The organism is Pricia mediterranea (genome assembly GCF_032248455.1).
Lineage (GTDB): Bacteria > Bacteroidota > Bacteroidia > Flavobacteriales > Flavobacteriaceae > Pricia > Pricia mediterranea.
Genome location: NZ_JAVTTP010000001.1, coordinates 4,180,977 through 4,197,426 on the forward strand (window position 1 = coordinate 4,180,977; position 16,450 = coordinate 4,197,426).

Here is a 16,450-nt window from a genome sequence, read left to right on the forward strand (position 1 = left end):
GGATTTTGTAGTTTTAGGATTGATTTTGCGGGTTGCTTTAAAGTGTAAAGACCAATGCAAATTATTAGGAATCCCAAATGGTTCACTGATACCGACTTAACTTAAATCTATGGTTCGTTTTTTAGTAGTAGCACTGTTTTTTGCCGCATCGTATCCCGCTTTATCCCAGAAAAAAAATGCTTCCTTTCGTCTTCACATCCGAAAGGCCACGGGTCCGATACAGATCGACGGGGTAGGTGATGAACCGGCCTGGAAGGATGCCGACGTAGCCAAGGATTTTTTCATGGTGCTGCCGATGGATGATGGCAAGGCCGATGAGACGACCGAGATTCGCATGACCTACGATGATACAAACCTGTACCTGTTGGCTACCTTTTACCATAAATTAAAGGGGGCATATTTCGTAGAGTCGCTGAGGCGGGATTTTTCTTTCGGAAAGAACGATAATTTTTTGCTGTTTCTCGATCCCTTCAACAATCAGACCACGGGTTTTTCCTTTGGGGCGAATGCCTTCGGAGCCCAATGGGACGGTACCATGTACAATGGCAGTACGGTTGATTTGAATTGGGACAGTAAGTGGATTTCCCGAACTACCCGCGACGGGGATAAGTGGGTCTTTGAAATGGCCCTGCCCTTTAAGTCCATTCGCTATGAAGACGGGGTTTCCGAATGGGGCATCAACTTTAGTAGGCTGGATTTGAAATCCTCCGAAAAATCAAGCTGGACGCCCGTTCCCAGACAGTTGCCTACGGCTTCCCTGGCACATACCGGTACCCTGGTATGGGATACGCCCCCGCCATCCCCGGGGCTGAACTTCTCGCTTATTCCCTATGTTTTGGGAAGTGTGGGCAAAGACCTCGAAAACAATGCGGATGCGGATTACGATATTAAGGTGGGAGGCGATGCGAAATTCAGTCTTACCTCTTCCTTGAATTTGGACCTGACCGTGAACCCCGATTTCTCCCAAGTGGAAGTGGATCGGCAGATAACCAATCTAGATCGCTTCGAGCTCTTCTTTCCCGAAAAACGACAGTTCTTTTTAGAGAATGGCGATCTATTCGCGAATTTCGGTTACGAAACGATCCGTCCCTTTTTTTCGAGACGTATCGGGTTGGGCGTACCTATCCATGCGGGAGCAAGGGTAAGTGGCAACCTTAATAATAAATGGCGCTTGGGCCTAATGGATATGCAGACCGCGAGCGTTGATGAAACGGGACTTCCCAGCCAAAACTTCGGGGTGCTTTCCCTGCAACGAAAGGTATTCGATAGGTCGAATATCGGCTTACTGTTCGTGAACAAGCAGTCCGTGAACTATCCCCGAGAAACAGATTCGTTGAAGTCACTTTATCCAAAGTACAACCGCAACTTGGGCTTGGAATACAATTTGGCCTCTGCGGACAACCTGTGGAACGGGAAAGCCTTTTTCTTAAAATCATTCGCTCCCGACGATGGGGACAGCGGTTTTACCCAAGCAGCGCATCTGGAATACAAAAGCCGTAAATGGAGCTGGCGGATTCAAGAAGAATGGGTGGGGGAAAACTACTCCGCCGAGGTAGGTTTCGTTCCTAGGATCGGATACGTAAACTTCAACGGGTATGTGGGCCGGCTGTTTTTTCCAAAAGACGGGACGGTATTAAGTCATGGGCCACGCCTGAATGCCTCGTACTACTTCAACGAGAATTTCGGACGAACGGACAATACCAGCTTTTTGCAGTACATAGTGAATTTTCGAAACCGAAGCGACCTGATGGTTTTTGTCTCCGATGACTACGTGGAATTATTGTCCCCCTTCGACCCGACCCAACTCGGCATAGCCCGATTGGATCGCGGAACCGAGCACCAATGGAATGCGTTTGGCTGGGAATACGTGTCAAAGCCCCAAAGCCTGTTTACCTATGCCTTCGAAGGACGTATGGGCGGCTATTATGCGGGAGGCAACCGGACCAGCGTGACCGGAGAGCTAGGCTATAGGTTTCAGCCTTACGTAAGCCTGAGCGCGGAGCTCAACTATAATCATATACGATTGCCGGAGCCTTGGAATACCAACGAATTCTGGCTTATTGGCTCCGAAATCGATATTACGTTCACCAACAAGCTGTTCTTTGCCAATCTTTTCCAGTACAACGAACAGACGAAAAACTTCAATTTGAACTCCCGCTTTCAATGGCGGTACAGTCCTGCGTCGGATCTCTTTTTGGTTTACACCAACAACTATTTTATCGAGCCTTTCGAAGGGCGTAACTGGGGGCTGACCCTAAAGTTCACCTATTGGTTCAACCGGTAGCTAAACCGATTGGCAATGGTAACCTGTTAAAAATGAATAAAAAAACCAATATTTTATTACCTTTAGTGCCAAACTTGTTATCAAAACGTTCGTTTTGATATAAATTATAACAAAATGCCCAAATACATTTTAAATGTCAATGGAACTCCGCATCCCGTAGAGACGAGTTCCGATACCCCGTTGCTGTGGGTTTTGCGGGACCACCTTAATATGGTCGGTACCAAATTCGGATGTGGTATCGCCCAATGCGGCGCCTGTACGGTGCATGTGGAGGGGAGTGCCACCCGAAGTTGTTCCCTCCCGGTCTCTTCCGCCGAAGGAAAAGAAATCGTAACCATAGAGGGGCTCTCCGAAGACGGTTCACATCCTGTACAGGAAGCCTGGAAAGAGGTTGACGTGCCTCAGTGCGGGTACTGTCAGGCAGGCCAAATTATGACGGCCTCGGCCTTCTTGGCCCAAAATAGGAATCCCACGGAAGCAGAAATCAAGAATGCCATGCACGGCAACATCTGTCGATGTGCAGCTTATAGCCGGATTCAAAAAGCGGTCGAGATCGCTGCCGGAAATATGGAGTGACCCCACGGCCGATTAAAACAAATAATGTGCTTGTCAGCGGAATTAACCAGTTGCAGATTATGACATAAGACGGCAGTACATGACGTAGCACTTTAGCCGTTTCCATAAAAGAAGCGTTTTACTGAGATTTTCAGTCCTTTGTCATACAGTCTTGGGTCGGATTCGGGCTTCGAATAGGATAAGCATTAAATAAAATTCAAAAAACCATGTCAACAAAAACTTCATCCCCGAGCTTTAGCAGAAGGGACTTTCTTCGTACCTCATCCTTGGCGGGAGGAGGACTCCTTATCGGTTTCAATCTCTTTACGGCTTGCAAATCCGATGTTAAACCCCCTATTGACTTGGCAAATCTTAACTATAAGGACTTCAATGCCTTTATAAAAATTGCAAAGAACGGGGCCGTCACTATCTTTTCTCCAAATCCCGAAATCGGGCAGGGCGTGAAAACCGCGATGCCCATGATTATAGCCGAAGAGTTAAATGTCGCCTGGGATAAGGTGTTCGTACGGCAAGGTGTCCTCGATACCAATAATTATACCCGGCAGGTGGCAGGGGGCAGCCAATCCATTCGATTTGGTTGGGATGCCCTGCGCCAGACGGGAGCGACCGCGAAGCAAATGTTGATGAACGCTGCGGCCGCCAGATGGCAGGTTGATGCTTCCGAGCTGTCCGTCAGCGATGGGGTGGTGACCAATGCTGCCGGAGAAAGCCTAGGGTACGGCGAACTGGTCGATGATGCGGCGAAGCTCGAGGTGCCCGAAGGGGTTACCCTCAAGGAGCCTAAGGACTATACCATTATCGGGACGGACCAGATTAACGTGGATATGGATAAAATTATCACTGGAAAGCCCTTATTCGGACTGGACTATAAAGTAGATGGAATGGTCTACGCCGCCGTACTACGGCCGCCAGCATTCGGACAGGAGCTGGAATCCTTCGATGCGACCGATGCCAAGGCCATGCCGGGGGTTATCGATGTCATCAAAATTGGCGCAAAGGCAAGGACGCTTTTGGAGAAGGAAGAAGTGAATTGGACGGCCCAACTGAGTCCCAGTGAAAAGGTGGTGGTCATTGCAAAAACGACCTGGGAGGCCTTTCAAGCCAAAAAAGCCATCAAGGCCCAGTGGAAAGAGGCCTCCACTCTTGAAAGTACCGAGTACCAGGACCAGAAATTGAACGAGCTACTAGACGGTAAGGACTTCACTACCCTACGGGAAGATGGTGATGTCAACAAGGCCTTTGCCCAAGCGGATATTGTTCTGGAACAAACTTACGAATCTCCCTTTCTGCCCCATAATTGCATGGAGCCCATGAATTTTTTAGCGGATGTTACCAAGGATAAGATCCAGCTGGTAGGGCCCGTTCAAACCCCAGAAGATGCCGCAAATACGGTGTCGGAGCTGTTGGGACGCGACATTGGGGACATCCATTTGGAAATGACCCGACAGGGCGGCGGTTTCGGCCGGCGACTGTACGGGGATTTTGTTTACGAAGCCGCTGAGATCTCGGATACCATCGGAAAACCCGTTCAATTGGTATCCTCCCGGGAAGATGATATGACGACCGGGGTGTACCGTCCCGCCATCAAATATCGGATCAAGGCCGCGATCAAAGACGGACAGTTAACGGGATACCAGTTAAAGGAAGCGGCGGTCAATGGAAATATGTACGGGCTCATCCCCAATTTCTTTCCTGCCGGTGCCATCGAAAATTATCGGGTAGACGTCGCCAACTATGATAGTAACATTACCACTGGGGCCTGGCGTGCGCCCTATACCAACTTTTTGGCCTATGCAGAGCAGAGTTTTTTCGATGAGATCGCCGAAGCAATGGAGGTGGACAAGGTGCAGCTCCGGCTCGATCTGCTGGAAAAAGTGAAGGGAACGACGGACGAGCGCATCCAATACGACCCAGAACGTTTACAGGGCGTATTGAAAATGGCCGTCGATAAGTCCGGATGGGGCAAGGCGCCCGAAGGCACCTATCAAGGAGTCGTTGCCTATTATTGCCACAACACCCACGTGGCCGAGGTGGCGGATGTACAGATCGAAAACGGGATGCCCGTGGTGAAAAAAGTGACCTGTGTGGTCGATTGTGGTATTGTAATCAATCCCTTAGGTGCCAACAATCAAATCGTCGGCGGGGTCATCGATGGAATCGGACATGCCATGTACGGGCAGTTCGGGTTCAAAGATGGAGTTCCAACCTCCAATAACTATGACACCTATCGCCTGATCCGTATGAAGGAAGCTCCCGTCGTGGACGCCTATATGATCCAGAACGAACTTTCTCCAACGGGACTCGGCGAACCGACCCTGCCTCCCGCTGGCGGGGCAGTTGCCAACGCCCTAAAGGCCGCTACCGGGAAACGCATCTACAAACAGCCGTTTATGGCAGATCCGGATTTTTGGAAAGTGCCGAACGAACAGATTTTAGGATAAGATAATCGAGAAGGTGACCCACGAACTTAAAAAAATAGTCCAGGCCCATAAAAATGCAAAGGCCAGGAAGCTAAAGACCGTCCTAGCGACGGTCGTTGCTTTAGAAGGCTCCTCGTACCGAAGGCCGGGAGTGCGCATGCTCATCCGTGATGATGGTAAAACGGTCGGTGCGGTAAGCGGCGGCTGTGTCGAAAAAGAAATTGTGGAGCAGGCACAAGGAGTTTTTTCCGATGGCATTCCAAAAATGATGACCTACGACGGGAGGTACCGTCTGGGTTGTGAAGGCATCCTATATATTTTAATCGAACCCTTCGAACCTCAATCGGACTTTTTCACAGCTTTTGGGAACATCCTCCTAAAACGCGAATCTTTTCCGGCAACTTGCTATTTTTCGCGATCGGAAGGTTCGAAGGGTTCCTACGGGTCCGTCTTTAGCTTCGACGGCAAGGAATTTCCCGTTCGCCCTTCATTTGCGGCAGACGCGAAGGCGGAACGTTTCGAGCAGCGATTGCAACCCTGTTTTAAGCTGATCATCATAGGGGCGGAGCACGATGCCGTGCAACTGTGTCTATTTGCTTCCCTGACCGGATGGGAGGTGACCGTGGTTGCCGGCGTATCCGAAGGGAAAGAGATTCAGGATTTTCCGGGAGCCGCAAGGTTTGTCCCCCTCGAACCTGAAATGCTGCCCGTAACGGACATTGATGAGCATACCGGGGTGATGGTCATGACGCATAGCTACGTCCGTGATCTCGCCTATCTCATGACGTTAAGGGATGCCCGGCCCGCCTATTTGGGGCTCTTAGGACCCGCAAGCAGAAGGGAAAGACTGTTGGGGGATTTTATCGAACGCCATCCCGAAGTGTCCGATAGGTTTATCGATGGCATACACGGACCGGCCGGACTCAATATCGGTGCAGTGACGGCCCAGGAAATCGCGCTCGCCATTCTGGCCGAAATACTATCCGTCACGAGGGACCATAAGCCCGTCATGCTGAAGAACAAGTCCGGCAGAATCCACAATCAATGAACTCTCCCAAAAATATAGCGGTGCTCATTCTGGCCGCTGGGGCTTCCTCCCGAATGGGTCTGGTCAAGCAATTGCTACCTTGGAAAGATACTACCTTGTTGGGCCAGACCATCCAAACGGCTACCGCTTCCGATGCCGCTTCGGTGACGGTCGTATTGGGGGCGAACGCGGCATCCATCCGAAATGGGATCGCGAAATTTGAAGTGGGCATCGTCGAGAATTCGGACTGGTCTGCGGGCCTCGGGAGTTCCATCGCCCGCGGCACGGACTATCTAACTGATAAAGATAACAAACCGGACGGTATTTTAATGATGCTAGCGGACCAGCCCCTAATAGATACGGTCTATCTCAACACGATGATGGTCGCCTTTGAACGGGGGCAGCGGCCGATCGTGGCCACGAGGTACGAAAACAGGGCCGGGGTGCCCGCCTTGTTTTCGGCATCCTTGTTTGAAGAATTGATGGCATTGGAGAACGATTCTGGGGCGAAAGATATTATCGAAGAACATGATGTATTGGTTCTGGATTCCGAGGGAATTACGGTGGACATCGATACAAAATCGGACTACGAGAAGTTAAACCATTAGTTTTATTGGAGTTATTCAAGTGTTTTAAATCGAGATTAATAGATTCTATTTTATTCTTGGTTCAAAACACTTTTTAACAATAGCGCCCTGTTACTTCATCCTTGCGAAAATGGTTCTTCAGTGATAGTATTTCCGCTGGACTTGATTCTAAATATTGTATTTTCGAAGGATAAGAATGAACCATGAACTTTCGCATACCGAGTCTCCTTGGTGCTTATCTTGTCCTCTTTTTCCTATGTCTTTTTTCATGTAAGGAGAGCAAGGACGAAAAACCCGATGTCTCCCACAAGTACTCCAACGCCCTGGTCGATGAGACCAGTCCCTATCTACTGCAACACGCTCACAATCCCGTCAACTGGCGGCCGTGGAGCCAAGAGGCCCTGAAGGACGCCGAAAAAGAGAACAAACTTGTGTTGGTCAGCATCGGCTATTCTTCCTGCCATTGGTGCCATGTCATGGAAGAGGAAACTTTTGAAGACGAAGCCGTGGCCAAGATCATGAACGACAACTTTATCAATATCAAGGTCGATCGGGAAGAGCGGCCCGATGTCGATCAGGTCTATATGACCGCCTTGCAGCTGATCTCTGGCAACGGCGGATGGCCCTTGAACGTCATTACCCTGCCCAATGGCAAGCCGCTCTACGGCGGCACCTATCACACCAAGGAACAGTGGACCGAGGTATTGAAAAAAATAAGCGACCTGTACCATAACGATCCGGCGAAAGCGGCCGAATACGCCGATATGGTGGCTGCCGGTATTGCCGAGGCCAATCTCATCGAGCCGGCCAAGGATACCGAGGGTCTCACAGAGGAAACTGTGCGGACAAGCGTTGATAAATGGAAACCGAATTGGGACCCGAAGGAGGGCGGGGATAAGGGAGTCCAAAAATTTATGATTCCGGGAAATCTGGATTTTTTACTGGATTATGCCCTCTTGACCGGAGATGATAGTGCCAAAGACCACGTGCGGCTTACGTTGGACAAGATGGCTTCCGGGGGGATTTACGACCAGCTCGAAGGTGGATTTTTCCGCTATAGCACTGATGCCTTTTGGAAAGTCCCCCATTTCGAGAAAATGCTCTACGACAACGCGCAATTGATCAGTCTGTACGCCAAAGCATACCAAATCTTCAAAGACCCGCAGTACAAAACTGTCGTTTTCGAGACCATTGCATTTTTAAAACGGGAAATGAAGAATCCCGCCGGCGGCTACTACGCGGCCCTAAACGCCGACAGCGAGGGAGAGGAGGGCAAGTTCTATGTATGGCGAAAGCAGGAACTGAAATCCATCCTAGGAAACGATTTCGACCTTTTTGCATCCTATTACAGCATCGGATCCGAGGCCACGTGGGAAGACGGAAAGTACATCCTTTACAAAACAATGGACGATCCGACCTTTACCAAAGCACATGGCTTAGGTCAAAACGAACTTAAAGCTGCTAAACAGGAATGGCACGATAAACTGCTAAAAATCAAGGATAAAAGAACCAGACCCTCCACCGACGATAAAATCATTACCTCGTGGAACGCCCTGCTGATCAACGGTTTTGTAGATGCCTACGAAGCCTTCGGACAACAGAAGACTTTGGATGAGGCAATGGCCCTCTTCGAATTTATCCTGAACAATTCCTATCAAGATGGCGCCCTTGTGCACACCTATAAGAAGGGAGGTCGCCAAAAAGAGGGATTTTTAGAAGATTATTCCTTTTTGGCCAGCGCCTCACTAAAGCTCTACAGCGCGACCATGGACAACGCATACCTCGATTTCGCCCAAGAGTTGACCCACGAGGCCGAAACCCTGTTTTTCGATGACGCCTCTGGCATGTACCGGTATAACCAAAACGACCTACTGATAGCCAAGATCATCAAGACCGATGATGGCGTGCTGCCATCGCCCAATGCCGTCATGGCACACAATCTCTTTGTGCTCGGCCATATTGAATACGACACCGAATACAACGATAAGGCCCAAAGGATGCTTTCGGCCATGCTGCCCATGATTACCGAGCACGCCCCCAGTTATTCGAAATGGAACGCCCTTTTGCTTCATACGGCCTACCCGTATTATGAAGTTGCCGTAGTGGGCAAAAAAGCGGGGCCCCTTGTCGCGGATTTACTCCGAAACTATGTGCCGAACACCTTGGTTATCGGTAGTACTGCCGAGAGCGACCTTCCCCTGTTCAAAGACCGGTATTTCGATGACGGCACCTTTATATATGTCTGTAGGAATACGACCTGCAAACTGCCGGTGGAAACGGTGGAGAGGGCATTGGCACAGTTAAAAAATTTTTGAAGTCGTGATGTGGAGTACAGAACAATCAGAGGCTATCCACTAAAAGGTGGGTTTCAAAAGTTCCATTGAATCCTTCATTGCCAAAATTTTTTAGCGTTTCAGACTTTTAATTTTTAACTTGTCTGCCGAATTGAATAAAATAACCAAGCTATGCAAATAAAGGAAGTTCCCGAAGAGTATGATGTGATAATTGTCGGATCGGGCGCCGGTGGCGGTATGGCCACCAAACAGTTGGCCGATGCGGGCTATAACGTGGCAGTGGTCGAGGCAGGTCCTTTTTTCGATCCGGCGGATCCCAAGACGATGACCCAATTAAAATGGCCTTACGATTCCCCGAGAAGGGGCGCCGGTACCGATCGCGATTTTGGGGAATGGGACATGGCCTACGGCGGATGGAATATCGAAGGGGAGCCTTATACCCACGAACCGGGCACGAAATTCCGATGGTTCCGATCTCATATGCTCGGGGGCCGTACCAACCACTGGGGGCGTATATCCCTGCGGTTCAGCCAAAAGGATTTCAAGCACAAGGATGTGGACGGCTATGGCGAAAATTGGCCCATCGACTACAGCGATGTGAGTCCCTATTACGACAAGGTGGACAAGTTGATCGGGGTATTCGGCTCGAAAGAGGGCCGGGAAGATGATCCGGACGGCTATTTCTTGCCGCCACCAAAACCACGTTTACACGAGCTTTTTTATATCAAGGGCGCAAAAAAATCCAATATCCCCGTAATCCCCGGGCGGCTTTCCATGCTGACCAAACGGATCAACAACGACCGTGGGGTCTGTTTCTATTGCGGACAGTGTTCGCGTTCCTGTTCCGTATATGCGGATTTCTCTTCGGGCAGCTGTTTGATTTTTCCCGCCCAGAAAAGTGGGGGCAAGGTCAAGCTTTTTGTCAACTCCGTGGTGCGTGAAGTAACCACCAATGACGAAGGCAAAGCCACTGGGGTATCCTATATTAGCAAAGACGATCGAAAGGAATACAAGCTCAGGGGGAAAGTGGTCGTGTTGGCCGCATCGGCCTGTAGTACGGCCCGGATCATGCTAAATTCCAAGAGCAAGCAACATCCCAACGGCCTTGGGAACAGTAGTGACCTTGTGGGCAAATATTTGCACGATTCCACCGGGGCCAGCGGGGCAGGATTTATTCCCGATCTGATGAACCGTGACGTATCCTATAACGAAGACGGGGTAGGGGGCATGCACGTCTATTCCCCCTGGTGGGGCGACCACTCCAAATTGGACTTCCCCCGGGGCTACCACATCGAGGTATGGGGCGGGATGGGGCAGCCCAACTACGGCTTCGGTTTCAACGCCAATGAATTCAATAAATTCTTCGGATTAAAAGTGGGCGGCTATGGCGATCAGTTGCGTGACGATGTGAAAAAATACTATGGCTCCGTCATCGGTTTTGGGGGACGGGGAGAAAGTATCGCCCGAAAGGACAACTACTGTGAAATCGACCCGACCACCGTCGACGAGTTCGGGATTCCCGTACTGAAGTTCAACTATACCCACGGCGAGACCGAGCTGAAACAGGCCAAGCACATGCAGGATACTTTTGAGGAGCTCATTCACAATATGGGCGGGGAGCCGTTGGGCAAAAAACCGGGCAAAGATCAGGATTATGGACTCCTTCCGGGCGGTGAGATCATCCACGAAGTGGGTACCACCCGTATGGGCAACGACCCTAAGACTTCGGTCACCAATAAGTTCAGCCAATTACACGATGCGGATAATGTGTTTATCACCGATGCGGGCGTGTTTACCTCGCAGGCGGACAAAAACTGTACGTGGACCATCTTGGCGCTGGCATGGCGGGCATCCGATTATATCATCGAACAATTGAAGCAACAGAATATCTAGAACCGAACGAACATGGACAGAAGAAAAAGTATACAGACAATCATTCTAGGTGCCGGAGCTTCAGCCTTGGCCTTCCACGGCTGTAAGACGGATAACGGTGAAACCACGGTCAACGAAGATATCCCGGCGACGGACGACACCAATTATTTCGGCCGGACGCCCGAGGAGCTCGATCGTATCGAAAAGCTTCAGGCGGAACAACTCCTTAACGAGCACGAGATGGAAACGGTCGCCGCCTTAAGTACGGTGATACTTCCTCCCAAAGAACCGCATGGCGGTCCCATCGAAGCCGAGGTGCCCGAATTCATCGAGTTCATGGGGAAGGACATCCCCGAGATGCAGACAACCCTTTTAGGAGGATTGATGTGGCTCGACCATACCAGCAATACCGAGTTCGGAAAAGAATTTAAGTCCGCCAGCCTAGATCAACAAAAACAGATCTGCGACAGGATATGTTACCACGACATGGACGTTCCGTTGGACCAACAGCCTTTGGAAATCCAGTTTTTTGCCCTGATGAGAAATTTGACCGTCAGTGGCTACTACACCTCCAAGGTAGGTATTGCCGACCTGGGATATAAAGGAAATTCCCCTAATGTCTGGGACGGCGTGCCTCAAGAGGTGTTGGACCAGCACGGCGTAGCCTATGATCCCGAATGGATCGCCAAATGTGTAGACCAAAGCAAACGCAACGAGATTGCGGAATGGGACGAGAACAAAAATTTGCTGACCTAGCAGTGTTATCTCTCTTAACGGGTTGTACGGTCGACGAATAAATTGGAGTTAAAGAATCATTCTATGAAAAAATTACTGCTTTTATTCAGTATTTCCCTGTTTGTGATTCCGGTTACCGCACAAGAAGTAGGGCTACAGCTTTACAGTTTGCGCGACCAGTTCAAGGACGATGTGCCGGGAACTTTGCAGTTGATCAATGAATGGGGTATCACCAAGATCGAGGGCGGGGGTACTTACGGACTTCCAATGAAAGAGTTCGAGGCCTTACTGCAGAAAAATAGCCTTGACGTCGTTAGCGTAGGCGCTAGCTTTGGAGACTTGGAGAGCAACGTGCAAAAAGTTATCGATAATGCCAAATCCTTCGGCGCGAAATACGTTATGTGCGCCTGGGTGCCGCACGATGATAACAAATGGGCCCTCGAGGAAACCATCCACGCTACCGATGTTTTTAACGAGGCCGGTAAAGTGCTCAAGGAAAATGGACTCATCTTGGCCTACCATCCGCACGGGTACGAATTCCGACCCTATAAAGACGGTACCCTCTTCGATTACATGGCACAAAATGCGCGAGATTTTACGTTCGAGCTGGATGTGTATTGGGCGCAGCATGGCGGTGCCGATCCATTGGCACTGATGAAAAAGTATCCCGATAAATTTACGTTGATGCACTTAAAGGACTTGAAAAAAGGCGTCGAAGGAAACAATACGGGCCACGAAGACGTGGAGACCAACGTGGTTCTGGGTACCGGTCAAGTCGATATTGCCGGTACGGTCGCCGAGGCCAAAAAACTGGGTATCGAATATCTTTTTATAGAGGACGAATCTTCTGCCGTTGTCGAACAGATACCGCAGAGTCTGGAATTTTTAAGGACGTTGGAGGATTAGGGTGGAAGCTCACTCAGGTATGGCACGATTCAAGGGCGGTGTTACTCTATTTTAAAGAAAGTTAAATTTTATGAAAATCCCTGCATTTCTTTGCCTACTCTCCCTATTATTTATGGGCTGTAACCAAAAGCGATCTTCGAACAGTCTCGACAAAACTTCCCGCCCGAATATCGTCTGGCTTGTCGCTGAAGATCAATCCCCCCAGTGGTTTCCCATGTATGGCGATAGCACTATGTATTTGCCCCATCTGCAGGCCTTGGCCAATGATGGGGTCGTATTCGATAACGCCGTTGCTCCCGTTCCCGTTTGCGCCCCGGCGCGAAGTGCCCTGATTACAGGCATGTACCCGACCTCGCTCGGCACCCATAATATGCGGACGTATGCACCGGGTCGTAGGGAGGGCGACCGTCCTTACCACGGTCTGGATTTCCCAAGCTATTCCCCCGTGGTACCCGACGGGGTCAAAATGTTTCCCGAATATCTGCGAAAACAGGGCTACTACACTGCCAACGGTCCAAAAGAGGACTACAATTTTGAAAAGACCGATGCGGCTTGGGACGAAAGCGGTAAAAACCGACACTGGCGGAAAAGAAAAGACGGACAGCCTTTTTTTGCCGTCTTTAATTTTGCGGTGTGCCACGAATCACAAATTTGGAAACGAGGAGGGGATACCCTTTTTATAGATCCAGCCAAAGTGCCCGTACCTCCTTATTTTCCCGATACGGAAACCATGCGCCACGACTTGGCGGTCAATTACAGCAATCTCAAGCGCCTCGATGATCAAATCGGGGAGGTCATCGATGACCTCAAGGAAGACGGTCTCTATGAAAACAGTATCATTTTTTTCTACGGCGACCACGGGGGTCCGTTTCCCAGGCACAAACGGGCCCTGTACGATACTGGGGTCAAGGTGCCGTTAGTTATCAAATTCCCTAAGAATGCCATGGCAGGAGCGCGCGACGCCCGCCCGATCAGCTTTATCGATTATGCCCCAACGGTATTGTCCCTCGCTGGAATCGAACCGCCAAAGGTGATGCAAGGGGTTGCCCAGTTCGGTGAATTCGAATCAAAGAAAAAACCGAAATACACCTTCCATTCTTCCGACCGTTTCGATGAAATCTACGACCGCTTAAGGGCCGTGCGATCTGAACGTTATAAGTATATCAAGAGCTACGATACTGATATCAGCCATGCCCTTCCGGTCGCCTACCGTGAGCAGATGCCCATGATGCAGGAGCTGCGCAAGCTCCATAAAACCGGAAAACTGAGCCAGAAACAAGATCTTTGGCTCAGTCCCGTAAAACCGGAAGAAGAACTCTATGACCTTATTGAGGATCCGTACGAACTGCACAATCTAGCCGGCAACAAAGAGCTTCGGGACACCCTGATTGCCTATCGGAACCTACTGAAGGATTGGATTCGGAATACAAAGGACCTAGGAGAATATCCGGAAAAGGAACTGATCGACAAATGGTTGGTCGATGAAAAACAACCCCAATTGGCTCCTTTGGTAATGGAGGAAAAAAACGACAGCATCCTCCTCATTTCAAAAAAGTCCGACGCTACCATTGTTTGGAAACGACCTAAAGATTCCGTTTGGAACATCTACAATCGTCCGCTACCACCTGCCGCGATTCCATTTCAGGCCAAGGCCGAACGCATCGGATACTCGGATAGCGAGGTGTTGGAAATTGACTGACAGGGTCGCGATACGCTCCGGTCAGAATCAAAAACTGAAGGAAATCGAACCCCTCATTCAACTTTTCTAAAAACCAATAAACGGACATCCGCCACCTCTTTGCCCGCTACCTCTAGCGACTTCAAGGTCAAGATCCCCTTGCCTTTTTTAAGCACCATAGTGCCTAAATCCATAGGTTTAAAGTCCTTCACATAGGATTCGATTCGCGGCACGCGGTCACGGTCCATTCCCTTGAGTGGGGGGTTGTTTTTTTCGGTTATTTTTTTGGCGATTTTACTTTTGCCTAGACTTAGTTCGACGATAGATCCGAGGTTTTCCTCGGAGACGGTATAATACAGTTCGACATCGAAATGGCCGTCGGCCAGAATTTCGACGTCCCAGGTGATGGAATCTTTGGCACTGGTCCAATTCTCAAAAAAGCTGTCGTTGGGATATCGATTGCTCCGCTCGATATTCCCATGTGGGATACCATCGCGGGCGGGCAGCCAGGTGTAAAGATAACTGGGATGACCCAAGGTCAAAGGCCGCTTATCGGTGTCAGCGGAGAGAGGGCTCACCTCCGACAACCATTGATCTTTTGCGTTTACCAAGGAGTCCTTCACCTGCGGATGTTTGGCGGAAACGTCGAATCGCTGTTCGCGGTCGTTCTGCATATCATAGAGCCGGTTCTCCGCATCCAGCCGATAATTTTGGGTACGTAAGCTCGTTTTTCCATTCCAATAGTTGTAGATTATTCGGTCTTCCCAATCGGGATTTTCATTATAAAGTAATGGGGTTAGATCTTCCCCGTCAATAGCGTTTTCTGTAACCGCTGCTACGCCAGCCAATTTTGTAAGAGTGGGCAATAGGTCGAGGGCAGTGGCGGTCTGGACAATCTTCTTTCCTTCGGGAAGGGAATCCTTCCATTGCATGTACAATGGGGAGCGGACGCCACCTTCGTCCGTATGACCTTTTATTCCGCGCATGCTTCCGTTCCAACGGTATCCGTTAGGGCCATTGTCGGTCAAATAGATGACAATCGTGTCATCTTCGAGGTACAATTTGCGTAACTTGGCCATGACCCGCCCGACGTTAAAATCAATGTTTTCCACCATGGCGAGGGCGGCCTTGGTCAACTTGATAGTCTCGTCATTCCCGCCTCCCCCAGAAATGCCCGCACCCTCTGCCGCTCCTTCGCTTGCCCTGTGGGAGCGCATCCTAAGCTCTTTGTCCGTAAATCGCTCCCAGTACTCGTCCGGCACCTGCATGGGACTGTGAGGGGTATTGAACGGCAGGTAGAGGAAAAAGGGACTTTCCTGGTTTTTTTCGATAAAACTCAGTCCGTGGTCGGTAAGATCATCCACTAAAAAACCGTTTCCCTCGACTACTTCTCCGTTGTGTTCCAGCATGGGACTGAAGTAGTTGCCCCAGTGGCCTGAAGCGAATCCGTAGTAATCATCAAAACCTTTTGAATTCGGATGATAGGGGGGCTGGGTTCCGCTGTGCCATTTACCGTAGGCGGCCGTTGTATATCCGGCTTTTTTTAAGATTTCCGCCAAGGTGGTCTCGTCGTAGTTGATACGTTCTCCCCCGGCCGAGGTGGAATAAACCCCGGTCCTGGGAAAATACCGACCGGTCAGCAGTTCCGCGCGAGTGGGGGAGCAGACCGGTTGCACGTAAAAGTTGTCGAAAGAGACCCCATATTTGGCGATGCCATCGATGTTCGGGGTTTCCAGATCCAGATTCCCGCTGCTGCGCAAATCCCCCCAGCCTTGATCATCGGCCAAAATCAATACGATATTGGGCTTTTTATCTCCGCGAACAACTTCGGTCTTAGGTGGTGTTGCTTGCTCCTCCTTGCATCCGGAACATAGAATCACTAAGGAAAATAATGCGATTTTCAAGGTTTTGTTCATAGTGGAGACGTTTTTCTCATATAGGATATGGCTAGCGGAAATCAACCCATCCAAAGCCAACAAGCAATTTCCAAAAGTGAAGATAGCAATATTATCCATTAGCGGATGCTATCTAAGATTCAAAAAATTGGTATCTTGAGCGCTACAACACCGAA

The 16,450-nt window shown here is 49.9% G+C and carries 11 protein-coding genes; 10 read left to right on the plus strand and 1 reads right to left on the minus strand.

Annotated features, from left to right (window positions below):
• The first annotated feature begins 109 nt into the window (after positions 1 to 109).
• The 10 genes from RQM65_RS17195 to RQM65_RS17240 all read left to right on the plus strand — a co-directional run bounded on the left by RQM65_RS17195 (position 110) and on the right by RQM65_RS17240 (position 14,400).
• Positions 110 to 2,284, plus strand: coding sequence for a DUF5916 domain-containing protein (locus tag RQM65_RS17195; protein ID WP_314016656.1), 2,175 nt, complete (start codon positions 110 to 112; stop codon positions 2,282 to 2,284).
• 114 nt (positions 2,285 to 2,398) lie between these two features.
• The gene (locus tag RQM65_RS17200; RefSeq protein ID WP_314016658.1) at positions 2,399 to 2,860 is read left to right on the plus strand and encodes a (2Fe-2S)-binding protein; all 462 of its coding nucleotides are present in this window, start codon (positions 2,399 to 2,401) and stop codon (positions 2,858 to 2,860) included.
• Between the two features lie 206 nt (positions 2,861 to 3,066).
• Positions 3,067 to 5,301 (plus strand): xanthine dehydrogenase family protein molybdopterin-binding subunit, encoded by a 2,235-nt coding sequence (locus RQM65_RS17205; protein ID WP_314016660.1) that lies wholly within the window; start codon positions 3,067 to 3,069, stop codon positions 5,299 to 5,301.
• 13 nt (positions 5,302 to 5,314) lie between these two features.
• Positions 5,315 to 6,328: an XdhC family protein gene (locus RQM65_RS17210; RefSeq protein WP_314016661.1), complete on the plus strand. Its 1,014-nt coding sequence runs from the start codon at positions 5,315 to 5,317 to the stop codon at positions 6,326 to 6,328.
• Entirely contained in the window at positions 6,325 to 6,915 is a 591-nt protein-coding gene (locus RQM65_RS17215) for a nucleotidyltransferase family protein (protein ID WP_314016662.1), read from the plus strand. The genes RQM65_RS17210 and RQM65_RS17215 overlap by 4 nt, the downstream gene beginning before the upstream one ends.
• Before the next feature lie 182 nt (positions 6,916 to 7,097).
• Positions 7,098 to 9,209, plus strand: a complete 2,112-nt coding sequence (locus RQM65_RS17220) for a thioredoxin domain-containing protein (RefSeq protein ID WP_314016664.1) — start codon at positions 7,098 to 7,100, stop codon at positions 9,207 to 9,209.
• Positions 9,210 to 9,359: 150 nt separating this feature from the next.
• Positions 9,360 to 11,081: a GMC family oxidoreductase gene (locus RQM65_RS17225; RefSeq protein ID WP_314016665.1), complete on the plus strand. Its 1,722-nt coding sequence runs from the start codon at positions 9,360 to 9,362 to the stop codon at positions 11,079 to 11,081.
• Between the two features lie 12 nt (positions 11,082 to 11,093).
• Positions 11,094 to 11,816, plus strand: coding sequence for a gluconate 2-dehydrogenase subunit 3 family protein (locus tag RQM65_RS17230; RefSeq protein ID WP_314016667.1), 723 nt, complete (start codon positions 11,094 to 11,096; stop codon positions 11,814 to 11,816).
• A gap of 63 nt (positions 11,817 to 11,879) precedes the next feature.
• Positions 11,880 to 12,701, plus strand: coding sequence for a sugar phosphate isomerase/epimerase family protein (locus tag RQM65_RS17235; RefSeq protein ID WP_314016669.1), 822 nt, complete (start codon positions 11,880 to 11,882; stop codon positions 12,699 to 12,701).
• A 70-nt stretch (positions 12,702 to 12,771) separates the two neighbouring features.
• The gene (locus RQM65_RS17240) at positions 12,772 to 14,400 is read left to right on the plus strand and encodes a sulfatase family protein (RefSeq protein ID WP_314016670.1); all 1,629 of its coding nucleotides are present in this window, start codon (positions 12,772 to 12,774) and stop codon (positions 14,398 to 14,400) included.
• A gap of 53 nt (positions 14,401 to 14,453) precedes the next feature.
• On the opposite strand, the gene RQM65_RS17245 is transcribed toward RQM65_RS17240, so the two are convergent.
• Positions 14,454 to 16,295 (minus strand): arylsulfatase, encoded by a 1,842-nt coding sequence (locus tag RQM65_RS17245; RefSeq protein ID WP_314016671.1) that lies wholly within the window; start codon positions 16,293 to 16,295, stop codon positions 14,454 to 14,456.
• Positions 16,296 to 16,450 lie beyond the last annotated feature (155 nt).

What these genes read in the sequence shown, in the direction of transcription:
- RQM65_RS17195 (WP_314016656.1), top strand. Translation starts at nt 110, where the DNA reads ATGGTTCGTTTTTTAGTAGTAGCACTGTTTTTTGCCGCATCGTATCCC.
- RQM65_RS17200 (WP_314016658.1), top strand. Translation starts at nt 2,399, where the DNA reads ATGCCCAAATACATTTTAAATGTCAATGGAACTCCGCATCCCGTAGAG.
- RQM65_RS17205 (WP_314016660.1), top strand. Translation starts at nt 3,067, where the DNA reads ATGTCAACAAAAACTTCATCCCCGAGCTTTAGCAGAAGGGACTTTCTT.
- RQM65_RS17215 (WP_314016662.1), top strand. Translation starts at nt 6,325, where the DNA reads ATGAACTCTCCCAAAAATATAGCGGTGCTCATTCTGGCCGCTGGGGCT.
- RQM65_RS17220 (WP_314016664.1), top strand. Translation starts at nt 7,098, where the DNA reads ATGAACTTTCGCATACCGAGTCTCCTTGGTGCTTATCTTGTCCTCTTT.
- RQM65_RS17225 (WP_314016665.1), top strand. Translation starts at nt 9,360, where the DNA reads ATGCAAATAAAGGAAGTTCCCGAAGAGTATGATGTGATAATTGTCGGA.
- RQM65_RS17230 (WP_314016667.1), top strand. Translation starts at nt 11,094, where the DNA reads ATGGACAGAAGAAAAAGTATACAGACAATCATTCTAGGTGCCGGAGCT.
- RQM65_RS17235 (WP_314016669.1), top strand. Translation starts at nt 11,880, where the DNA reads ATGAAAAAATTACTGCTTTTATTCAGTATTTCCCTGTTTGTGATTCCG.
- RQM65_RS17240 (WP_314016670.1), top strand. Translation starts at nt 12,772, where the DNA reads ATGAAAATCCCTGCATTTCTTTGCCTACTCTCCCTATTATTTATGGGC.
- RQM65_RS17245 (WP_314016671.1), bottom strand. Translation starts at nt 16,295, where the DNA reads ATGAACAAAACCTTGAAAATCGCATTATTTTCCTTAGTGATTCTATGT.